The 20,924-nt window shown below is 62.4% G+C and carries 23 protein-coding genes; 3 read left to right on the forward strand and 20 right to left on the reverse strand.

Annotation, left to right across the window (positions count from 1 at the left end):
- Window positions 1-19: 19 nt before the first annotated feature.
- Complete coding sequence (locus tag BM046_RS04235) at window positions 20-652, reverse strand: penicillin-binding protein activator LpoB (protein ID WP_090537311.1); 633 nt, start codon at window positions 650-652, stop codon at window positions 20-22.
- Between the two features lie 872 nt (window positions 653-1,524).
- The gene (locus BM046_RS04240; RefSeq protein WP_090537313.1) at window positions 1,525-1,866 is read right to left on the reverse strand and encodes a YegP family protein; all 342 of its coding nucleotides are present in this window, start codon (window positions 1,864-1,866) and stop codon (window positions 1,525-1,527) included.
- A 507-nt stretch (window positions 1,867-2,373) separates the two neighbouring features.
- Between BM046_RS04240 and BM046_RS04245 the strand changes: the two genes are divergently transcribed.
- The 3 genes from BM046_RS04245 to BM046_RS04255 are packed head-to-tail and all read left to right on the forward strand — an operon-like array spanning window position 2,374 to window position 3,713.
- Window positions 2,374-2,790 (forward strand): hypothetical protein, encoded by a 417-nt coding sequence (locus tag BM046_RS04245; RefSeq protein ID WP_143084147.1) that lies wholly within the window; start codon window positions 2,374-2,376, stop codon window positions 2,788-2,790.
- Window positions 2,791-2,800: 10 nt separating this feature from the next.
- A complete protein-coding gene (locus tag BM046_RS04250) occupies window positions 2,801-3,358 on the forward strand; it encodes a hypothetical protein (RefSeq protein WP_090537317.1) in 558 nt (185 codons plus the stop codon).
- Window positions 3,351-3,713, forward strand: a complete 363-nt coding sequence (locus BM046_RS04255; RefSeq protein ID WP_090537319.1) for a hypothetical protein — start codon at window positions 3,351-3,353, stop codon at window positions 3,711-3,713. The genes BM046_RS04250 and BM046_RS04255 overlap by 8 nt, the downstream gene beginning before the upstream one ends.
- 177 nt (window positions 3,714-3,890) lie before the next feature.
- Here BM046_RS04255 and BM046_RS16300 read toward each other — a convergent pair whose 3' ends face one another.
- From BM046_RS16300 to BM046_RS04360, 18 genes are all read right to left on the reverse strand, one after another.
- The gene (locus tag BM046_RS16300; protein ID WP_218149998.1) at window positions 3,891-4,310 is read right to left on the reverse strand and encodes a lysis system i-spanin subunit Rz; all 420 of its coding nucleotides are present in this window, start codon (window positions 4,308-4,310) and stop codon (window positions 3,891-3,893) included.
- Between the two features lie 67 nt (window positions 4,311-4,377).
- Entirely contained in the window at window positions 4,378-4,878 is a 501-nt protein-coding gene (locus BM046_RS04270) for a hypothetical protein (RefSeq protein WP_090537324.1), read from the reverse strand.
- 147 nt (window positions 4,879-5,025) lie between these two features.
- On the reverse strand, window positions 5,026-5,316 hold the full coding sequence (locus tag BM046_RS16205) for a hypothetical protein (RefSeq protein WP_090537326.1): 291 nt from the start codon (window positions 5,314-5,316) through the stop codon (window positions 5,026-5,028).
- On the reverse strand, window positions 5,303-6,628 hold the full coding sequence (locus BM046_RS04280) for an RNA-directed DNA polymerase (RefSeq protein ID WP_235818569.1): 1,326 nt from the start codon (window positions 6,626-6,628) through the stop codon (window positions 5,303-5,305). The genes BM046_RS16205 and BM046_RS04280 overlap by 14 nt, the downstream gene beginning before the upstream one ends.
- Before the next feature lie 22 nt (window positions 6,629-6,650).
- On the reverse strand, window positions 6,651-7,037 hold the full coding sequence (locus BM046_RS04285; protein ID WP_090537330.1) for a four helix bundle protein: 387 nt from the start codon (window positions 7,035-7,037) through the stop codon (window positions 6,651-6,653).
- Window positions 7,034-8,578 carry a hypothetical protein gene (locus tag BM046_RS04290; protein ID WP_090537331.1) on the reverse strand — a complete coding sequence of 515 codons (1,545 nt, stop codon included), beginning with the start codon at window positions 8,576-8,578 and terminating at the stop codon, window positions 7,034-7,036. Before BM046_RS04290 ends, BM046_RS04285 begins: the two co-directional genes overlap by 4 nt.
- Before the next feature lie 5 nt (window positions 8,579-8,583).
- A complete protein-coding gene (locus tag BM046_RS04295) occupies window positions 8,584-9,144 on the reverse strand; it encodes a hypothetical protein (RefSeq protein WP_090537333.1) in 561 nt (186 codons plus the stop codon).
- A 2-nt stretch (window positions 9,145-9,146) separates the two neighbouring features.
- A complete protein-coding gene (locus tag BM046_RS04300) occupies window positions 9,147-9,362 on the reverse strand; it encodes a hypothetical protein (RefSeq protein ID WP_090537336.1) in 216 nt (71 codons plus the stop codon).
- A complete protein-coding gene (locus tag BM046_RS04305) occupies window positions 9,362-9,931 on the reverse strand; it encodes a hypothetical protein (protein WP_090537338.1) in 570 nt (189 codons plus the stop codon). The genes BM046_RS04300 and BM046_RS04305 overlap by 1 nt, the downstream gene beginning before the upstream one ends.
- A gap of 47 nt (window positions 9,932-9,978) precedes the next feature.
- A complete protein-coding gene (locus tag BM046_RS04310; protein ID WP_090537342.1) occupies window positions 9,979-10,704 on the reverse strand; it encodes a hypothetical protein in 726 nt (241 codons plus the stop codon).
- A gap of 171 nt (window positions 10,705-10,875) precedes the next feature.
- Entirely contained in the window at window positions 10,876-12,462 is a 1,587-nt protein-coding gene (locus BM046_RS04315; RefSeq protein WP_143084148.1) for a hypothetical protein, read from the reverse strand.
- A gap of 20 nt (window positions 12,463-12,482) precedes the next feature.
- Window positions 12,483-12,830 carry a hypothetical protein gene (locus BM046_RS04320; protein WP_090537345.1) on the reverse strand — a complete coding sequence of 116 codons (348 nt, stop codon included), beginning with the start codon at window positions 12,828-12,830 and terminating at the stop codon, window positions 12,483-12,485.
- A 1-nt stretch (window position 12,831) separates the two neighbouring features.
- Window positions 12,832-14,568, reverse strand: a complete 1,737-nt coding sequence (locus BM046_RS04325; RefSeq protein ID WP_090537347.1) for a hypothetical protein — start codon at window positions 14,566-14,568, stop codon at window positions 12,832-12,834.
- Window position 14,569: 1 nt separating this feature from the next.
- Window positions 14,570-15,067 (reverse strand): hypothetical protein, encoded by a 498-nt coding sequence (locus BM046_RS04330; RefSeq protein WP_090537349.1) that lies wholly within the window; start codon window positions 15,065-15,067, stop codon window positions 14,570-14,572.
- A 22-nt stretch (window positions 15,068-15,089) separates the two neighbouring features.
- Window positions 15,090-18,146: a tape measure protein gene (locus BM046_RS04335; protein ID WP_090537351.1), complete on the reverse strand. Its 3,057-nt coding sequence runs from the start codon at window positions 18,144-18,146 to the stop codon at window positions 15,090-15,092.
- Window positions 18,147-18,257: 111 nt separating this feature from the next.
- On the reverse strand, window positions 18,258-18,563 hold the full coding sequence (locus tag BM046_RS04340) for a hypothetical protein (protein ID WP_143084149.1): 306 nt from the start codon (window positions 18,561-18,563) through the stop codon (window positions 18,258-18,260).
- A 91-nt stretch (window positions 18,564-18,654) separates the two neighbouring features.
- Window positions 18,655-19,026, reverse strand: coding sequence for a hypothetical protein (locus BM046_RS04345; RefSeq protein ID WP_090537354.1), 372 nt, complete (start codon window positions 19,024-19,026; stop codon window positions 18,655-18,657).
- Between the two features lie 1,118 nt (window positions 19,027-20,144).
- The gene (locus BM046_RS04360) at window positions 20,145-20,924 is read right to left on the reverse strand and encodes a phage tail tube protein (protein ID WP_090537360.1); all 780 of its coding nucleotides are present in this window, start codon (window positions 20,922-20,924) and stop codon (window positions 20,145-20,147) included.

Consider the following 20,924-nt stretch of genomic DNA (forward strand, 5'->3'; position numbering starts at 1 on the left):
ACTCCCTGTCGCGGAGCGTCTAGCGGTAGATGATGTCGTCCTGAGCCGTCTTCTTGAATTCGTACAGGCCGGACCAGACTATGGTGCCGTACTCCAGATCGATCATCTCGAAGGAAATCTGCTGATAGCGGGAAGCGGTGGCGGTACTACTGTCAACCGCATCGGCAGAGGTGATGCGACCGACCAGACGGAAGTCGGCACCGGCGGTCGCGCGGGTGCTACGAATGGTGCCGGCGTCGGTAACCCCGGTCCGCTTGAGCTCGCGCTCGGCCTCGACCATGCCGGAGTACTCACGGCCGATGAACACCATGCGGCCCTGGGCAGCGCGCTGCAGCTCGATGCGCAGGCGGTCGGTGATCATGTTCTTGTTGATACGCGATGAGCTTTCGTTGGTGAAGTACTGGGAATCCACTATCACCCGGGGAGCAGGGGTGCGCCCGGCGAGCAGCTGATTGGAGAGCATGTCCCGCATCATGCGGTCGGTCATGGCCACAATATCCTGGGACTCGATGCCGACGCCCTGCACTATCGGGCTGCTGGTGCGAACATCCTCGTATACCGTAGCCCGCCCTGCGGTGTTGTTTACGCCGGTGGAGGTGCAGGCCGAAAGCAGCACTGCCGAGCACACTGCCAGAGAGCGGATTCCTTTCATAAACTTCTCCATGAAGCGGTAACGTCCAATATCACATGACCATCGTTATAGCACCATAATGATTGTGCGACAATATTACGCAGTGTAAAAAAGGGCTGACCTGCGAGTTAGACGGTTCGCTCGGTTTCCTGGGAGGGACGAGTATTGGTTCGTCCGGCGTGCTGCCGGGGACTGCGCCCATCGAGCTGGTGCTCGACGTTCCCGGGGAGCGTGCCCCCCCGGGGTGTAGCGCACCGGCGCACGCCTGCGTTGTCTGTGTGCATACGTCGGCGAGCGGGTGCTCGCCAACCCGGGTATCCCCGGGAGGGACGAGCACTGGCTCGTCCGCGGTGCTGCCGGGGACTGCGTTCATCGAGCTGGTGCTCGACGTTCCCAGGGAGCGTGCTCCCCCGGGGTGCAGCGCACCGGCGCTACGCCTGCGTTGTCTGTGTGCATACGCCGGCGAGCGGGTGCTCGCCAACCCGGGGTATTCCCGGGAGGGACGAGCACCAGCCCGTCCGCCGTGCTGCCGGAGACTGCGGTCATCGAGCTGGTGCTCGACGTTCCCGGGGAGCGTGCTCCTTCGGGGTGTAGCGCACCGGCGCTACGCCTGCGTTGTCTGTGCGCATACGTCGGCGAGCGGGTGCAGCCCCGGGAGGGACGAGCACCAGCCCGTCCGCCGTGCTGCCGGATACTGCGTTCATCGAGCTGGTGCTCGACGTTCCCGGGGAGCGTGCTCCTTCGGGGTGTAGCGCACCGGCGCTACGCCTGCGTTGTCTGTGCGCATACGTCGGCGAGCGGGTGCTCGCCAACCCGTTGTATTCCCGGGAGGGACGAGCACCAGCTCGTCCGGTGGGGCTGGGCCGCGGGTAAACCCGCAGCCCTGGCCTGCATCAGGAGGTCGCCTCCACCTCGACCACCCGCGCTTCAGGTGCGTGGTTCTTGACCGATTCAATGCCCTTGTCCCGGGAGGCAGCGGTCTGATACTGCTGGCTGGTGCCTATCACCTGATGGTTGGCCGCCTTGAGATTGAACATGAACTTGCCTGAACCGCTCTCCTTCTTCTCGTAACGGGCATCATCCGGCGCGTTGGTCTTGACCGACTCCACGCCATTGAGACAACTGGCCTTGGTCTTGTAGCCCTCGCTGGCAAGAATGTTCTGCCCATTGGAAGCCTTGAGCCTGAAACGGTACTCACCCCCCTTGTCCTGATATATCTCGAATGTCCCAGCCATGCCGCGCTCCTTGGTGGCTCCTCGTGGCCCACCGGAAAGTTGATCGAAATGCCATACAGCACTCTGAGTAAAGCGCAACGTCTGCCGCTTCGCTAGTCGCCACCAGGAAAACTCATCCACTCCGTGTCCGGACACCCGGACATCCCTGTTACAATAGACGCCCCAGTCACCCCAGCCTCACCAGGATTCGCTCACCCGATGCTGCAGCCACCTGCCCTCACCCGCCCCGGCCCGTCCCGTCGCTTCTCCGTGGCGCCGATGATGGATTGGGCCCGCACATTAAAAAACCCGCAGAAAATCAACATCTTACATTTATAGAATCCACGCCTGTAGCAAATTTGTAGCAGCGCCGATTCCCGCATGCCGGGAATGACCGTTCGTCGCCTTTCAATTATATGCACATAAAACTATTGCGCCGATAATTATATGCGCATATAATTATAGCCATGGAACGGCAAGAAGCCTGACCACCGCTCCCCGGCGGCTTCCGGGATGAGGGTTACCATCATGACCAAGTCCGAACTGTTCAAAGCTGCACACGCCCTGGCCAAGCAGGTTATTCAGCCTGGTGATCACTACCCCACCACTTTCGGTGCAGCCCTGAAATCCCTGATGGCGAAACCGGTTGACATGGAAGGGGCTCTGACCAAGTTGGGCGGACGCCTCTGGGAAAAGGGCAGCATGCGCCGCATCTATTTCAACGATCTGGAGCGGTGGATGGGTCTGACCATTAGCCGCTACAACACCGGCAACATCAGCGGCGCTCGCATCAACGGTGAGCGGATCAGCAACAGCCAGGCGCGTCGCATGCTGAACAGCATCGACAAGCTGTGGTTTGACCTGGAAGACGGCCAGTTCCACTTCCGGGCCACCGATAGCGCACTGGCTAATGACGTGGTCAACGCCATCCGCGCCCAAATCTGAGGAGACTGCCATGAGCAACGTAGACACCTACACCAAGATCCAGGCCGCGATGTTCGCGGCCCTGGGCAGCATCACCAAGTTCAGCCGGAGCGGCAACTCGGTGGTATTCGCGGAGCCTGTCATGGGGCGCAACGATTTAAGTGGCGACGATGACCGGGCGCTGTGTCAAGCCCGGGCTGCCGGGCTGGGCCCGGACGCAGTCACCGATGAGCAGGTGCAGGCCTGGCTGGCATGGCATGGCGAGATGCATGAGGCGCGGCGTATCGGCCCCGAAGCGCGCTTCCTGATCACCCGAAAATTCAGCATGCAGGTGGGCGCTCATACTCTGGTGCCGGGCAACCGGGTCAGCCTGATCGACGGCTGGGGGCAGATCATCCACAGCGCGGAGATTGAGTGCCTCAGCAAATACGACCCCGAAGGCACTGACCAGCTGGGGCGTAAGGGCGCGATCTCGTTCAGCCCTGACTACCCTCGCATCAATCGCTGGATCGAGAAGATGCGAAAACAGTTTCCTGAATTCACCGCTACTCGGGTGCTGGACAACAACGTGGAGAAGAAGGATGGATGAGAAAGCATTTAAAACCTACGCCGAACTGGCCAAGGGCATGGGCGGCGACTACGGCGCGGGCTACCTGCGCGGATTGCGCCGCCACTATCACGGCGAGAAATTCGGCACCGCCGAGGAGCATGAGACGTGGCTGGCCATGACAGGCCATCGGCAGGAGATGGGCGACGGATATCGCGACGGATTCGCTGGCCATCCCCCGAGCCGGCGCCCGGGGCGCCCTACCCGGCTTGGCGCTCGGCCACGAAATGTTTCGCTGGACGACGAGCGCGCAGAATTTGCGCGGGAGCTGGGTGGCGGAAATTTGTCGGAGGGAATCCGGATTGCCCTGGACATGGCTCGGGGCGATCAGGAATAAAAAATACCGAGCCAGTCGCCTGGCTCGGTATTCATCCCTGCTGTGGTGGGGAACTCCATCAAAGGGCCCCATCACACGGGTCATCCCCACTGGGGCAGGGAACGGTTGCTTTATAACCATCAAGCAGGTTCATCCCTGCGCAGGCAGGGATAGGTTGAATTTAACCGCCCTTTCATTTTAAGGCAAGGCCCTTACCCACTCCTGCAAATACTCCAGCTTCGCCCGGTCCTCGATCATTCCTCGGCGGATATCCCAAATAGATCGTCCAGAATCTGCAGAGAGTTCGAGGGAGGCTGCATCGCCCATGCTGCCGGCGCCAGTGGTTTCGGACACGACGGCGTCGTTACGGGCAACGATGACGTCGATGCGCAGCCGACGGCGCTCATCATCAGCAGCAGAATACAGATCTTCGAGGCGGCGGTTTTCCTGCAGTGCATGGGATAGCTCCTGGGTGTGCTTGGTGTCGAGTTCGGCAAGGCGCTGGGCCTGGGCCTGCTGGTCGGCCTGCTGTTGCAGGATGATCTGGGCATTGGCCTCGGCCGTCCGGCGCAGCAGATCGATGTGCTCGGCGCGCTGCTCTGCCATTTGCTGGCCCATCCGCCAGCCTTGGGTCAGCCAGCCAGCGATAAACGCCGCCGAGAGGGCTGCGCCATATATCCACTGCCTACCCATGCAGCACCTCGCTGAGCGCCTGAACATACAGCGCATCCCACGTCTGCCGGTGCGGTTTGCCTGGCCTCCATGTTCGGATATACAGATCCCATGCAGCCTGGGCATCGCCAAGCGCCGGCAGCCGGTGCGGGTCAGTCCAGAGGAGGAGTCGAGCGAACCCTGCGGCCAGCACGTCATCATGTTGCAGTGCCACCCACACCTCGGCGGGCGCGGCGATCACGTCACGACTGCGGCAGAGTGCATGAGCATGATCCCGGCTGGCCCGGTGGCTCAGGACGCCGGTAACACCACCGCCGCGCTCGAACTGCCAGAATCCAGTCGCTGGGCCAGCAGGTCTCGGCGGTCTCCCCACCAGTTGCCTGCGGTGCTGGAACCGGCTCTCCTGCAGCCCGATTGCCAGCAGCATTACCACTGCCTCGGGACTGGTCATCTGGGCGGGCAGCAGTTCGAGCGCCGGGGCGATTGCCGAGGCGCGGATTTCAGCAAGGGTCATGGATTCTCTCCAGGCAATAAAAAACCGCCCGAGGGCGGTCAGTTTGAGACTCAGGACACAGCAATCGTGCCCGGGAGCTGGCATAGTTCACTCGTCATCCTGTCAGATGATGAACTTTCTCCTAGCCGGCTCCAGCAGTGCCGGCGCCTATAGCCCCAACAGCGCTTTCTGCGCCCTCCCCCATTCCCGACACGCCTCCGCATGCGCGTTGTACGCCTCAAACTCCGCGCTCGGTGCTGTCCTCAGCAGCTTGATCTCCTCGTGTAGTGGGTAGGCCTCAGCAATCTTGTCCCGTACACGCTCGTTGATCAGCCACACATGTGGGCTGGCTGATTTGATCTGTTCCCGCAACTCGTCGTCGAGGGTGACCGTGGTGATGGTGTGGGCGATTTCTTCGGGCTGATCGGCAGGCAGCTCTTCGCCGTCAGGCAGTGACACGTATGTCCAGCCGTCCAGCTCTGCCAGCTCCGTGGCGTCCTCTGGGGCGTTGAGGATCCGCGTGATGTCTCTGGTGATATGTTTTCGGTAGCGCACGATAGAGGGCATAGTTGTGCTCCATGGCGTAGTCCAGCAGGTGCTGGAGTGAATGTGTTTGGCTGGCGTGTGCCAGGTGTGAGATGACCGATTCCAGCCTGCCCTCGCGGACGGCTTTGCGAGCTTTGTACAGGCTGTGCTTGCGCACGAATCGGGCGCTGGCCCAGGTGCGGTAACCGACAAAATTCACGCCCCGGCTTGAGGGCGCGATGGTCGAGCGGGACAGCTGCAGCTGCAGGTGCTCTGCCAAGAAAACCGCGATCCGGTTCCGGTATTCCAGCGCCTCGGCGCGGGTCAGGCCGAACAGGATGAAGTCGTCGACGTACCTGCAGTACCCGCTGCGCGGCTTCAGTGTCCGCACAATGAAGTGATCCACCGGGTTCATGTAGATCAGCGCGTACAGCTGCGACAGCAGGTTGCCGATCGGGATGCCGACTGGCTCCGGGAATTCGGCGAACATCATCATCAGATCAACCAGGCGCTTATCCTTGATCTTGCGCTCGATCAGCGCGCGCAGGATCTGGCGGTTGATCCGGTAGAAGAATTTGCGGATATCCAGTTGCAGCGTGTAGCTGCCGGGCGGGCTGCGTTGCAGGGCTTGCTGTGCGTAATCCGCCGCCTTGTGCGTACCCTTGCCCTTGCGGCAGGCAAACGAGGTGTCGACAAAGGTGCGGTCGAAGATGGGCAGCACAGCGTTATATATGGCGTGCTGCACAACGCAGTCGCGGAATGCCGGGGCGTATATCACGCGCTCTTTCGGCTCATGCACCAGGAAGCGATAGTACGGTTTTGGTCGGTAGGTGCCGTCAACCAGCTCGCGGTGCAGCTGCTGCAGCTCGGCACCGAGTCGGCGGTCAAACAGATACCGTCCGGGGCTGTTGGGTTTGCTGCGGCTGGCGTTGATGTAGCTCTGGTACAGCGCGGCCATGCTGATCACGCTGGCGTATAGATTCCCGTAACGCTTCATGTCATCCCTTGAAAAGTCCAGCCTGACGCTCGCCGTAGCTACTGGAAAGGCTGGAGTACTCCGATTTCGCCCATGGCAGGAAAGCGCCTCCCTTGGCACCACGTCGCCAAACATCAGCGCTTGAGGTGGAGCCGAGTCCGCACGACAGCCCACGTTATTGTTCGTGTTCGTCCGCGTGTTGTTGCAGTTGAGCGCCCAGACCCCGGCGTTCACGCCGTTGTTCCAGTTGCCGCCCGCGATCGGGCACATTTCAAGACGCTTCCCCTCCTGCTCACTTGTCCTTGCTGGCAGCTATCCAGCCGCCGATCATCCTCCCTATCTCATCGATCAGCGCTGACAGCGTCAGGTAGCGCTTTACGTTCAGACCCTGCGCCGCTTCCGATGACCGCTGAGGCTGGCCGAAATACCCCAGCTCATGAGCAAGCCGCACCTGCATGCGCAGCTGCTCGTGCTTGATGTCGAGGTTGGTCAGGGTGGTTTTCTTCTGGTACCGCTTCTGCGCTTCGATCATCAGGTCATACATCTCGTATGCCGTGGTACGAATGCGCAGCGCCAATCCGTGGCGCTCACACTTCGGGAAGTGGTTGAGGTAGATATTCAGCAGCTTCACCAGCTGCAAGTACCGGCGGTCAAGCCGGGCTTCTGCGCGCGTGCTCACCCTCCCCCTCCTGCGCTGTCGCTACGTCGGACAAGGTACAAGGCCGCACGACAGCCCACGTCATGGCGCGTGCTCGTCCGCGCGCCGCTGCAGCTGAGCGCCCAGACCCCGGCGCTCACGCCGTAGCTCCAGCCGCCGCCCGCGATCGGGCACATGTGCGCGGGGTTGTTGTCGTAAAACCTGTCATTACCAAACGGATTGGTCCCGCCCACTCCGTTGACCAGTGGGATGCCAGCGCAGGTAGCCATCCAGTCCATGCCGGACAGGGCACTGCTGAATACCGCATTGGCCGAGCCTATCGCCCGGTTCGTACCGGGGCCGGTGCCGAGTGTGCCCCATGTAGGGCCGAGCACATGGTAATTGGCCGCCACGCCTAATGTACCCCATGCATCTGTAGCCAGCGTCACCCCCGGCGTCAGATCAGCCATGCGAGCATCGGTTTTCAGGATGTGGTAGTTGCCATCCAGATACGTCAGCCCCAGACAGATTTCCCACATACCGCCGTTGAGGTCGGCAATGCCGCACTCCTGCCCGTTGTGGGTGGTCTTGGCGAAGGGCGTGCCGCTGCCGGTCTTCGCTGCGTTGCTGTAACCGTCGCTGACGTACAGCACGCTGGTATCGTTGATGTCCCGCAGGGCATTGTTGTTGCAGCCCTTCGGGAAGTTCGTCACCCCGGTTGGATCGAACCATGCACAGGCAGCGGCACTGGTCGCCGCCTGAGCATGAGCCAGCGACAGCAGAGCCAAGGCTTTGAAGATGAACAGGCTGGACGAGAAGAAGTCCTCCCCCCGCGTCTTCGCTGAATCAATGGCTCCGCTGTAGTTGTTCGGTGGCGATCCGGCCAGGCCGCTGAATGGGTTGTGTGCGCTGTTGCTGCTCAGCGGGTCACCCAGCTTTATAGATGACGCCGTGCCGCCGTTGTTGCTGCACAGGTACTTGTCGACGAATGCGCCGGGCTGCTCTACGCCGTCGTCATAGAATGCCCGGTGCAGCGTGTAGCCATGGATGCCAGCGGCGACCAGGTTCGGAAACGCACTGCGCGGCAGTACATCAACCGAGTTCACCCCGTACTCGGCATAGGTGGGATTATCCGGATGTCCGTATCTGTAGAAGAAGGCTGGCACCCAGCACATCACCGAGCCGTCGCTGTATTGGTAGTTGCCGTACTCCGGAGACCCGGCCGCCAGCGTGCCGGGCAGCATGGTCATGCCGGGATAGGTCAGCGGGCAGATGCCGACGCCGAAGCCGACATGGCCAGGGGTGCCAATGTCGTTCACCCGGCCCAGATGATCGAGCAGTTGCAGGTGGGCGGGCGAGATGAACCCGGGTGCCTCGGCGGTGGCCAGAGCGTGGGCAGGGCCGCCGGAGCCGATGTGCTCCTGCAGTGCCAGCGCGGCATTCAGCCCGTAGGCGACCACCTCCCCCAGCCCGTTGGTGACATGGACATCAAACCCCTGCCCCACCCGTACGTAATAGATGGAGTCAGGCTCCAGTGGTGACGGCAGTGACGCCACCACTTTGTGCTGCAAAACGATAGCCATGCTGGTCACCAGTTCGCCGTTTCCCAGCTGGATTTGATGGGCTGGCCGTTGTACTGCGGCTGGCCCTCGGACTCTGTGAATTTGTCCAGCACCGCCTTGTTGCTGTGGGTGTGGGACTGGCTGACTGCCGTGTCGATCTGCGCCGGCGAGCTGGACGGCCCGTCCTGAATGCTGGCCCACTGGATGACCACATCCATGGACTCGTACTCGGCGACCTTCACCCAGGCGTCATCCGCCTCGACGTAGGCGTACAACGCAGAGCCAGCGTCGACAGTAGGATCGCCGCTGGCATCGATCACCAGCACCAGTGCGTTACGCTCCAGCGCCAGCGCATCCCGGGCGGCAATATCTGCCACCACCTCCAGCGCGTTGTAGTCCGTCAGTGCATCAGTGATCGCCGCGCTGATCAGCGCATTGATCATTGCTGAGTTGCCGACGGCCCGGGCAACGCCTGAGCTGTTGGTCAGGTACGACTCGGCGACGCTGCCGTTCTCGACGTAGTAAAAGGAATCCGGCTCAAGCGAGCCGGGCAGGGTTGCGACTTTGTAGAATTTAACCAGTGCCATGCTTACCACTCCGATCCGTGCCAAATTGCGCCGGAGCCAAGCTCCGACATGAAATCATCCCAGGTGCCGCCGGGGTTGCGTGCCTTCCAGCTCTCGAACGCACTGGCCCCGGGCGGGCCCTGCTCCCCCTCCGTCACGCACAGCACGTCCGGGGCAGGCTCTACGCTCACTACGTATTCCCGCTCCTCGTGCAGCACGTGGCATTTGTAGCAACGCATCAGGCATCTCCTATGGTGACGGGGCCCTCCCAGTACCGGTGCTCGGTGCCGTCCGGGTAGCGCACCTCCAGCCAGTACCAGCTGGCAGTGGGCGGGATGACCTGGTTAGCGCCGATCACCCGCTCGATGGTGCCGGGGCCGGTGATGGTCAGCCCGGTGCCGAGCCCCAGCGTCATCAGGGTCGCACCGCCGGGCCGGTCAAACAGGTGCATCTCCACATCGCACCCGGTCAGATCCACTGGCGGCTGATAGCGCAGCTCGCCACCCCGCGGCTGGCGGCCGGTAGCGCTGATGCTGTTGATCTCCAGCGTGTCCGCATCCACCACCCGCATCCGGTGCGGGCGCTCCCTGGGCGGGTCGCGGTTGAGCTCCGGCATGTGCTGCACACCGGTCAGCCAGCAGGGCCAGCTGTCGGTCTGGATGCCGTGGCCGAGCACCTGCAGCTGCACTGGTGCGCCTGCTGTGATGCTGGTGACCGGTTTGTAGACCCAGGTGGGCTGCATGATGCGGAGGGTGGATCGGTGAGTGGTGCCTGGGATCAGACACAGTGGTGCGTTGGCCGGGCGCATAATGCACTCCTGCAGTTGAAAGCCATGGCGGGTATGCCATCTGATATTTAATCGATAGGTTCATCGGGGAGATAGATTTCTTCAGGTCGCTCCCGAAGTGCGCAGCCTATGTGGTAGTTGGCGCCATAGCGATCCACACTCAAATCCATATTGAACAACGCCTGAATGCCTGGGCCGTCTTCAAAAAACATACGAAGCACATGCCCATTATCTTCCAGGGTGGTAGCGGCCACACCAGAGGTGATTTCCACCTCTAAAGGCCCAGGGGCTCTAATCAACAATGATGCCCCCCAGTAAATAGAGAGCTTCGCTGGCACCCGCATAGCCGCTCCTGGCGGCATGTCCTCGGGAATCGCTAACTCTACGTCATATCCCACGCCACTCGATCCGACATACACGTCAACATCGGTAGGTGATAGGGTGTAGGAGAGGACACCGACATCCTCATGATTGGTCGCGACGAGAATTTTTCCCCAGCCGCCACCGGGAGCGGCTCCCCCTGATTGCATGATCTCATTGAGGGCGCCAGCAGTAACGCCGCAGTAAATTACGCTTCCCTCTGGCCACGCCTGCGCCAGCGTTTCCTCCTGGCCTCTCTGCAGTGTCGCCACACCACCGTCCACCTCCGCGCGAACTATCTCCCACCTCGAGGCCGCAGCAGACGAGTCGGCAATGGTCAGGAGATACTCGCCGTCGGGGAGATCCAGCAGAGCCGTTTCAGAGCCTGACGCCAGCTCTATTGGCCGCGCCCAGTTATTTATGAAATTCAGCATGATTACTCCGTTATGTGAAGCACACGGGCTCGTCGGCGGGCCCCGCGATCTCGTTGGTGGCAGGATTCCAGCTGGCGTATCTATGGTCGGCGTCGGTGGAGGTATTCCCCCCCCCCCCACCGGCCCGGCCGGGGTGAGCGCACCACTCAGGTACCACTCGTGTTTCCCCTCCTATATCCACCCATTTAAATACCGGTCTGGGTAGTCCGCAGCTCTGGCTACCTGATCGGTCAGGGGGTTGTAGAGCGCGCGGGCTGGATAGGTGCCGCCACCCCCCGGAGGGATGACCGCCATTGTCCCGTGAATACCGGACGGACTGATGGTGGGCGGCACGCGAGCAGGCCTCTCTGGAACACCGTCTCCGCGCTCATATATCACCAGCCCTTTTGTTTTCGAGCATCTCGTATCGCTCTCAGTTGCGCGGGCGTAATCCCCTCTGTTGGCGCTGATGCGCCCAACCTCAATCCGCCGGGGGGCGATCCGCGCACCAGATGGAATGGCGCCTCCTATATCTCGGATCGCTACTGCGTCCTGCCCGAGCCTCAAGATCGCGCCGGCCTCATCTGGGCGCTCATCGATGACGGTGTCCTGGCTGTCCTGGTCTGCAGGAAGGCCTGTCATGGTGGCGCTGGAGTTGATTGAATACGATCCCACGTAGAAATTTTGAGGATATCCTGGCACTCGGTTGTTGTTAGTGGCGCTGAGCGTGCTCGTGATAGCTCTGTGAAAATGCACTGAAACCTCGCCCCCGCCAGAGTTTCTGAGGGTAATCTTCCCGTCGGTTATGCGGGTTTTTGATACCTCCCAGTGCATGAAATAGCTGTCGCCATCGGTATTTATAATATGGCTGCCCGACGTGTCTGAGCCTTGATCCTCGCGCACCTCAATATCAGCGTAGAAGTATCTGACACTATCTCCGTCAAGGTAGGCGCCTATAATAACGTCGGCCACGGCGTGTTCTTCCAGGAAGCTCCCCACCGCAATCTCCCCGGAGACATTAACGCCAATTGGCACCCCTGAATCTGGCTGGATGTCATCCCCTCTGCCTGCGGGGCTCCACCAGAAAAGATCCGATTCCCGATCGTAGCTAGTGACTCCCAGGCAGTCGTTTGCGGTGGCTGTAATGGTGATGTCAAGCGACAAATCGCCGGCCTCAGACTCGGTGATCTCAACCACAGCAACGCCGACATAAAAGGCCACTAAGTTTGCCCCTGTGCCATTGCTCCACCGAAAAGCAACCAGTCTGCGCCGCCCATCAGCCGAGCGATCTAGCTCGTCCATGGTCGCCAAGCGCACTTCAAATGAGTTGCCAGTGTATGGGTTAACGAGCTCTGTGATGCCGGACAGAATCGCTGAAGTAGGGACCTGAGCTGCGGCCACCGTTTTCTCAATCTGCCCCGGCGTAACATCTCTCAGATATATCTCTTCTCCGTCGAAACTGAGCGCCAAGGCCCTCAGCCCTGATTGAGGCAGCTTTGTCAGGCTGTCGGCAGTCGCCACCAGGCGGCGCCCAAGCGAGGTGCCGCCTAGCGCGTACAGGCGCGGCGACACAGGCGGGTCGGGGTGGCCCACATCCCAGACCGCTGATGATTCGAGCGGGGCATATCTTGGACCAGGCCTAGGGGTGGGGACATTGGATAGGCTGGGCAACTCAATGCGTGGCCTCCCTCCTCCTGGCTCCAGCCACTGCACGTCTCCCTCTGTGTAGACAAGCCCATGGTATGGGTACGGATCAATCGCCTCGATCTCGAATGGCACTGGCCACGCCCCTGCTTCGCTCATAACGATCCCGCTCGATCTGCAAAATCAAAAACAATCTCCCTGTTCTCCGCATCGGTCATCGTCATCTGCACGATAGGGCGAACGCGGAAATACCCGCTGCCGTCCATGGCCTCAACATATATCGGCTCGTCGGCGTAGACGCGCTCCTGCTCTGTCAGGGGGCTGGCAATCCCTCCCCCTCCGCTGCCGCCACTCCCTGGCTGATATGCCCGCTCCACATACCCCCGCCGCGAGGGTATGCCGCCCCGTGGCTCTTCCGGGCGCAGGGTTGGCATGGGGCGGTCTGGGCGCTGGCTGAGGCCGTCAACCAGCTCTCTGATCTGCCTGTTCTGCTGAGTGCTCATATCAAACCTCCAATACGTCAACTGGCGGCGCAACGCTGTAGGTCGCAGTCCGGGTTGCGGCTATCTCGTCGCGCCACTGATCCGGGATGGCCGGGGTGTCGATCGCGAAGCGGCGCGGGTAGCGGTTTTCCGGATTCCAGGTGCCGATGGAGTGGGCCCCAGCAAAGCCGGGCAGCTCCGGATCGTATGGCGGGTCGCTCCACTCCTTGCTCAACTGGGTCGGCAGGGTGCCGGAGATGGTCGGGCCTGGCGCATCGGTAAACGTCGGTGCCGGCGGTGTAGTCAGCGGGCTGCTGATCGCCTCGGCAGTACCGCGGCTGACAGCGATGGTCAGCGTCAGCAGTGCCGATCCGGTGGCCGTGTCCACCTCATCCACCGCGCTGATCACTGTGCCGGTCGCGGTCACGCCCTGGTCGAGCATCCGCACCCGGTGGCCGGCATCCACACCCAGCGCATGGGCCAGGGGTATCTGCCAGCTCACGGTATTGCCGCGCTGCGCAGCCAGCAGCTGGACGCGAGCGCGACTCAGGGCGCAGGTCACCGCCCGGTTGAGTCGGGCCTGATCGCGCCGGGGCAGCCCGGTAATAGGCTGCTGCTCCGGGACGCCCTCGCCGTCCAGCACCGTCTGCCCGTCTTCCCATATCCGATCCGCCTCGGTGTCGGTATCCAGCACCACCCGATCGCGACGGATCACCGGGCCGACCGCTGCCACGGCATCGGGGATCTCCAGCGTCAGGCGGTACTGCTCCACAGCCCGCTGCGTCCAGCGCACGGCGGCTTGGAAGTCTGCGCCCAGCAGCAGGTCAGTGTTCTTGTTGTACCAGGGTGAGCCCGGCCCCTCGGTAATGTCGCCCGGCAGGCGGTACCAGGTCGCGCTGGTCAGAAACCAGCCCGCAGAATCCACCGCGCCCACGATCATCTCGATGTCCGGCAGCTCGGAGGAGTCGGACTTCCAGTTGATGAAGCCGTCGATGGAGGTGTTGCCCCCAAGCGCAGGATGCATCCAGCTGTAGTTCTGGTTTCGCTGCCGGTATCGGCTGTAGCGATAGTCCAGCTCCAGCTCGACCACGTTGGTGGTTTCGCTCAGGGTGGCCAGGCTCACATCCACCGACTCATACAGCGTCGAGCCCGGCGCAAACTCCCAGTGCACACCGTTCTGGTGCCACGGGCTGATGCGCGGGTTGCCGTCGCGGTCGGCAGACAGGCTGGCCGGCCTGGTGCTCAGCCGCTCCTGGGCATAATCCCAGCGCGAGCGGCCGGCAACCGGCTCGAACACGTCATCCGACCACAGCCCGCCCACCAGCGCATCAATCGCTGGTATCTCCATGGCCTCCACGGTATCGACCAGCCGGGTGGTCGCCTCGCAGGTCAGCACCCGGGTCACCACGTCGAACTCAGGTTGCACCAGCGAGCCGGTGAAGCGGCGGCTGCTGATCGCTGGATCGCCCGACACGATGAAGTCAATGCTCACCGGCTGGCCTGTGTAGGCAAGCGCATCTACCGGCCCATCACCCAGCCACAGCGCGAACGTGGCTACGCTGTCGCCGTCCTCGCTGCACTCAATCCGCACCGCGCCGGTGATCTGGTCGGTTACATCCACACTGCCCAGCCGCACCTGAAGCGTCCAGGCAAAGCTCGGGCCGGGGGTGATGACAACCGTGTCGATATCCGGCTCGCCCCCGCCGCTGGGCGGCAACGAGTTGAGAGGCAGGCTGTTCAGCGGATAGCTGTTCAGCATGTCAGACCTCCCGGCAGATCAGCTGCCAGCTCACGTCGCCGGCGTTCTCCTCGGTGGGTGGCGTCACCAGCACCGTGAACTGTGGGTACCAGTACACGCTGTACTGGCTGGCACCCGGCACCGGGGTAATGGTCACCGCCCGCCCTGAGCGTGTGACCGGTGTCGGCACCCAGTTCTTGCCCACCAGAGCATGGGCGCCCACAGGCACATCCGGGCGCGGGTCGCTCGTCAGCGTGACGCTGGTACCGGTGGTGGCCATGCGCTTGGGCTTGGGGCAGCGCAGCGTGTGCTGCGCGTCCCAGTCCAGGGCATCCAGCCCGGTCGACATCCAACCGGTGCCGCTGATGGTGATCAGCTCCTTGCGCCAGTGACGCATGCGCACAGTCGCGCCACCGGCCAGCGTGACGTCCGTCGCTCCGCCCGCTTCGGCGTAGCTCACGTCCGGCGTGCCGGCATGCGGCGGCACGGTAATGCCGCCCAACATCAGGGGTGCTGCCATGGGTTACCTCGGTTGATCAGGGTCAGCGCTTGCGCAGCTTCTTCACGCGCACAGCGCGATGCAGAGCGTCCACCACGTCCTGGGTGGCGCGCATTTCGTAGCTTTGGCCGTCCATGTGCAGGTGCACAGGTGTGCCGCCCGCACCCGCGGCGTTCGGGGCTGGCACCGGGGGCAGGTACGGTATGTGCCGGGCGATGTTCGAGACCAAGCCGCCCTCGGCATAGCCGCGCAGTGCAGCCATGCCATAGCGGCGGAACCGTTCCATGAACTCCAGCGCACCGGGCTCACGCATGCGGTGCTTGGGCTGCACATACTCGTCAGCGTGAACGAAACCGGCAATCTGGTACTTGCTGCCGGGGCCCGTCCAGCCGCCTCGCGAGAACCCGGGGATGGGGCCATTCAGCCGGTTGCTGATATCCGTCACATCTACCGTGCCACCCGGGCTGGTGAGCGTTACCGGCAGGGTCAGTTCCTTTTTCATGGACTCGGCCAGCGCCACGATCTGCTGGCGGATGCGCTCGAGCTGCGCCTCGTCCAGATCGAAGCTGACCTGCATGTCCTTCAGATCCGCCGCCTTGCCCTTGGTGGCCTCGATCTCATCCCTGATCGCCTGCAGTTTCTGCTCGGCATCGGTGCGCTCGATATCATTGGCGGCCAGTTCGATACCGCGCAGCTGCTTAATGAACCCCTCAAATCCGTAGGTGTTCTCCCCTGCTTCGGCCAGCTCCTGCAGCATCTGCACTGCGGCGCGGGCGTTGGCCTGGGCCGCTTCGAAGTCACGGCGAGCCAGCGCCTGCTGGGCAGCAACCTTTAGCTGTTGCGCCCGGCCGTAGGAGGCTTCGTCCCTGCCGCCGGAGGCGAGGTTCGCCAGCGCATTGGTGTAGAACTTCTCGATATCGAGGCGCTTTTTCTTGACATCCTCAACGCCCTTGAGGGCATCACGCTCGGCCTTTTCCTGCTCCTTCAGGTGGTCCTTGAGGTTTTTCAGCTGCTCGGCCTGCTGGGTTTTCAGCAGGTCAATGTACTGGCGCTGAGACTCGGCTTCTTGCCGCCGCAGCTCATCGCGCTCAGCAGCGGCTCGCTCGGCCTCTTGGCGCAGCTCTGTCGTGGTGCCGGTCTGCACGTTCAGCAGCAGATCCCGATAGGCGCGCAGCGCGTTCGCTTCCGCCTCCAGTTCTTCCTTGCTGTAGATGAATGAATCCAGGGTGCGGGACATGCCGGTGTTGTTCAGGGCGCGGTCGATGTCCTGCAGGCGGGCCTCGACTTTATCCAGCTCGGTCACCGAGCCGGATGCTGCAGCCATCATGTAACCAATACGCTTGCCAAGGTCGACGAATTCAGACCCACCCTGCACTGCCGCGCCTGCGATGCTGACCAGTGCACTCGCCAGCGCCACCAGGTTCTCCATTACCACGGGGTCTGAGATGGTGTCCCGCAGGCCCTCAATTGCATTAATCAGCGGGCTCATGTCGGCCTCGCCGATGGACTTGGTCCAGGCGTTGTTCAGGCGTACCAGCGCATCCTCTGTGGTAACTGCCATGTCATCAACAGCTGTGCCGAGGCTATCCACCTGACTCAGCAGGGCGGGAACCCACCTGCTGGTGGTCAGCTCCCCCTCTTTGGCCATGGCCGCCAACTGCTCCCGGGTCACGCTCAACCCCTTGGCCAGCGCATCAGCAATGGCCGGGGTGTTGCGGATGACCGAGTTGAAGGCGTCACCACGCAGCACGCCGTCCTGCAGCGCATTACTCAGCTGGTTGATGGTGGCTGTGGCCTTCTCGCCCTTGGCGGCGCTCGCCACCAGGCCGAGGCCGATCGCCTCGACAAACTGCAGGGCCTCGCTGTCTGTGAACCCGCGCTCACGCAGCGGACCGAGGGCGTTGATGTACACCTCGGCATTGTTGGTCATGCTGGTGTAGGTGCGATCGCTGATCTCCTCCAGCCGTTGCATGCCGTTTTCGTAGTCCTGCTGGGTGCTGGCTGCCAGCCGCATGCGGTCGTTCAGCTCCACCCAGGCATCGGAGATGCTGGCCACACCGCGCAGCGCACGGATGGCCATATACCCGCCCCCCACGGCACCGATGCCGCCAAGCATCGGGAGGCTGCTCATGCTGCGCTGCTCGGCATTCAGCTCGCGGATGGCTCTCTGCGTTTCGCGCACACGCTGCGTCATAGTGCGCTGGGCCAGGGCCAGCTCACGGGTGGTCAGGTTGCCGGAGCGGCGCAGCAGCTCGTACTGCTGTCGGGTACGTCCCACTTCGGCCTGCAGCGCACGATACCGATTGACGCCCAGATCATTGCGGGCCTGCTCCAGTGCAGTCTGGCGGGCCGCGATAGCAGCCTGACGCTGCTCTGCGGTCAGCCGGGCAAGGCTCTGCCGGGTGGCCTCGTGACGCCGGGCGGCCGCAGCCGCCTCGGATTCGCCGGCGGCAGTCGCCTGGCGGATGGCCTCGCGCTGGGTGCGCAGGCGCTCCAGCGTCTCCGACACGGCGCGGCGGTAGGTCGCCTCCGCCTCCGCCCGCTCCTTGGCGGACAGGGTGCCATCACGGGTCACAAGCCGGTACTGCTCTCGCAGGGCCAGCAGTTCACGCTGGGCTGCCTCGATGCTACCCACGCCCAGGGCTGAGCGGGCGCTGCGCATGGCGGCGTCGGCCTGCCCTGCCTCCAGAGCGCTGCGCAGCTCGTTGGCCAGGCGCACCTGCTCGGCAGTCAGATTCCGAGTGTCGACCCCGGCAGCACGCAGCTCCTCGCGCCGGCGGCCGATCTGGCTGGTCAGGCTGGATTCGGCGCGCTCAAGCGTTCGCAACTCGTTGACCGCATCGCGGTACTCGGTTTGCATTGCCCGGGAGGGGCTGGCTGTACTGGCCAGCGCGGTGGCCAGCTCACGCACTCGATCGCGGGCGCTGCGCAGCTCTCGGCTGGTATTCTCCAGCGAGGTTTCCAGGTCCCGGAATGCATTGACCTGGCGCAGCGGCTTTTCTACCTGCTGCACCAGCTCACGGTATTCTTTGCGAAAGCGCCCAATGCCCCGCGTGGCTTCATCCACATTGGCCGTGAGCCGGAGTTCAACCTCAGACATGCTTGCCTCGCTTGGGCGGATTCAGTGCGCGCAGGAACAGCGACCACGGATACTCCAGCACCCGGTGGTGCCCCATCGTGGTCAGTTGACAGATAACCTCATCGAGGTTGGCTAGGCTGGCTGAGGCGCTTTGGTGGTGAGCCTCGCCAGCATGGCGAAAAAATGCGGATTGGCCTCTTTGCAGCCCTCGATGATCGACTCCAGCTCACTGGGCCGGGCGGCCCCTACCTCTTCGATGGTCAAGGTGGTGAGCACCGGCAGATCGTCCAGCGCTATCTCCTCGAACAGCGCAGCGGCGACCAGATCAGTGGGGGCGGCGCGAGCGAGCAGCTCTCGGACCTGCGCCACAGAAAGCTCCCGGCAAACCACTTCCTTCTCGCCGAGCTTGCGGACTACGGTTTTGCCCATTCCGGACATGGCATTTTCTCCAGGCATGAAAAAACCCGCCGGAGCGGGTTTCTATATGTCGAGTCTCGAGCAAACTGGCCGAGACGCTATGTGTGGTGGCTCACTGGTTGTGAGCGAACCGGATCAACTTCTTGATGGACCGATCAGTGCCTGTGGCGGTCAGGCGATTCCCATCGGTGAACTCAACCTCAACCACGTTATTGCTGGTGGTGTAGAACGATCCGACGACGGAGAGAATGAATCCGATCAGCGCACCGATTACCCCGAACACCAGCATCCCCAGGAACGTGAAAAGCAGCGCACCAATGATGAAGCCGAACACGCCGAAGCTGCGGGACTTCTCCACCCGAGCATCCACCGCCTTGATATCGGCCGCTCGATAGTCCTTCTTGGTGACGCCCTCAACCGCAAACACGCGGCCTGCGACGTAGGCTGAACCTTTGTGGCCGAATGAGCCTCCGGTGATTTTCATAACTACCTCCTGCGACCGGAATCGGACTCATACAGGGAGGTGGCGCAGCCATTCTCATCGAAGTCGACGCTACGATAAGGGCGGCGCGAGGTTTCGTACCACTTCCAGTCTTCTCTACCGTTGTATGTCACCACCCTGTCTGGGCGGCCGAAGCGACTTCGGATCGCGGAGGCGGATAGCCCGCCGACCGGAGACTCGCCGATGTATTTGGCGCAGGGGTCAATTTTCTCCCCAACCACTGTCACCCGGTCCCGCGGGTTGCCTCTGGGGGCAGGATGCGATCGAGGGAATCGCTCAGGGGACGCCAAGGGCACAACATCCCTGCCGCCGCTTGGCGGAGGGTTCGATGCATCATAAACCTGCTCTGGCCGCAACTCGGTGCCGCAGCCAGCCTGCGTAAACGTCACCTTCCCATCTGGTCCGACACAGCGCTGGACGGTCTGCGCATTTGCGGTGCCGGCCATGATAGCCAGGAGCGCAATAGTGAAAAACGTCTTCAAGAGCAATCCTCCCTGATGGTCCAGCGGGGATCATAGCCTACGAGTGAAGCCAGGTCAGCACCAGGTGGTCGAGGCTGGTTGCGACTTAGGCGGCGCAGTGCCATTATCCCAAAACCATTGACGGCACTCCTGGCATCAAGGATTGATAATGAAGTTCATACTCGGCGCACTTATCACGCTCAGCCTGTTCGCTATTGATGCGGAGGCGAGAAACTGTAAAAAGGGCAAGCCTTGCGGCAATAGCTGTATTGCTATGAATCGCACCTGCCACATTGGCAGTGGCACCTACTCCGCCCCCTCCAGGGCCGCGACATTGCCGCGTGCTACAGCGCCTTCAACTCCAGTCGCCACTGGTGCAGCTCCGAGGGTGGAGCGCAGGCCGGCGCAGACGCATAATTTTTATGCGCCCCCTCCTGTGGAGAGGGCAACCATGATGCCCATAACCGAGGACGGTTACGTCATGGAGCGGCCCACTCTCAATAGTAGGCGCATACGGCGGCTGAGTCTGACTGATATATTTACGATTTATCAGACTGCCGATGATTGGGTTCTGGTTACCCACCCGCACGAGCCGGCCGGGTGGGTGATGTTGAAGCACCTGGCTCCGTAACAAGCGAATCAGCCGACGATCTTTTCCTTGTCCAGCCGTGCATAGGCCGACTTCGGGTCACCCGCAGCACTGGCGCGACTGTCCTCGCGCAGCACTTCGCACACGGCAGGCAGAGCCATGAAGTCATCCACGCCGATCACATCGCGGGACTCGGTGGGCTGGAACTTCACCCGCCAGTAGTGGCCGTTGAAGCGCCCCTTCTGGCCCACGGCGTTGGAGCCCTCGAACAGCAGGTACCACTCCTTGCCGGAGTTGGTCAGCACCTCAACCGCGTCGAAGGTTGCGCTGGTGTAGTCCACGGTGGCGATGAAGGGCTCTGCCGACCCCTCAATGGCAGTGGCCAGGTCGCTGTCGGGCAGCACCTCGATACCAGCGCCGGTCATGCGCCAGTCTTCGTCTTCCTGGTACTCCACGTCACCGGGGCCAGTCACGGCGGTGATGGTCAGCGGCATCTTGTCCAGCGCGGTGGTCATGCCAACGGCCAGCTCCACCTCCTCACCGGTGATGGTGTCGCTCGGGACTTCGGTCACGTCCGCATACAGCAGGCTGGACAGCACCCGGCTGTTGATTTCGCGGAACTGAATATTGAGGATGAACCGGTCGATCTTCGCCAGCGAGTCCCAGGTGCCGCTGAGGGGGCTGGTGGTGTCCGGGATGCGGATCTCGGACTGTTCGATCTGTTCCTGGGCAGAACCAACCACGCCCACGAACTCAGTCGGCTTACGCCCGCCCGCCGGGCCCAGCTTGAAGCGCCCGCCGATCAGTGCTGTTTCCTTTACATAGGCCAT

Source organism: Halopseudomonas formosensis (assembly GCF_900115905.1).
GTDB lineage: Bacteria > Pseudomonadota > Gammaproteobacteria > Pseudomonadales > Pseudomonadaceae > Halopseudomonas > Halopseudomonas formosensis.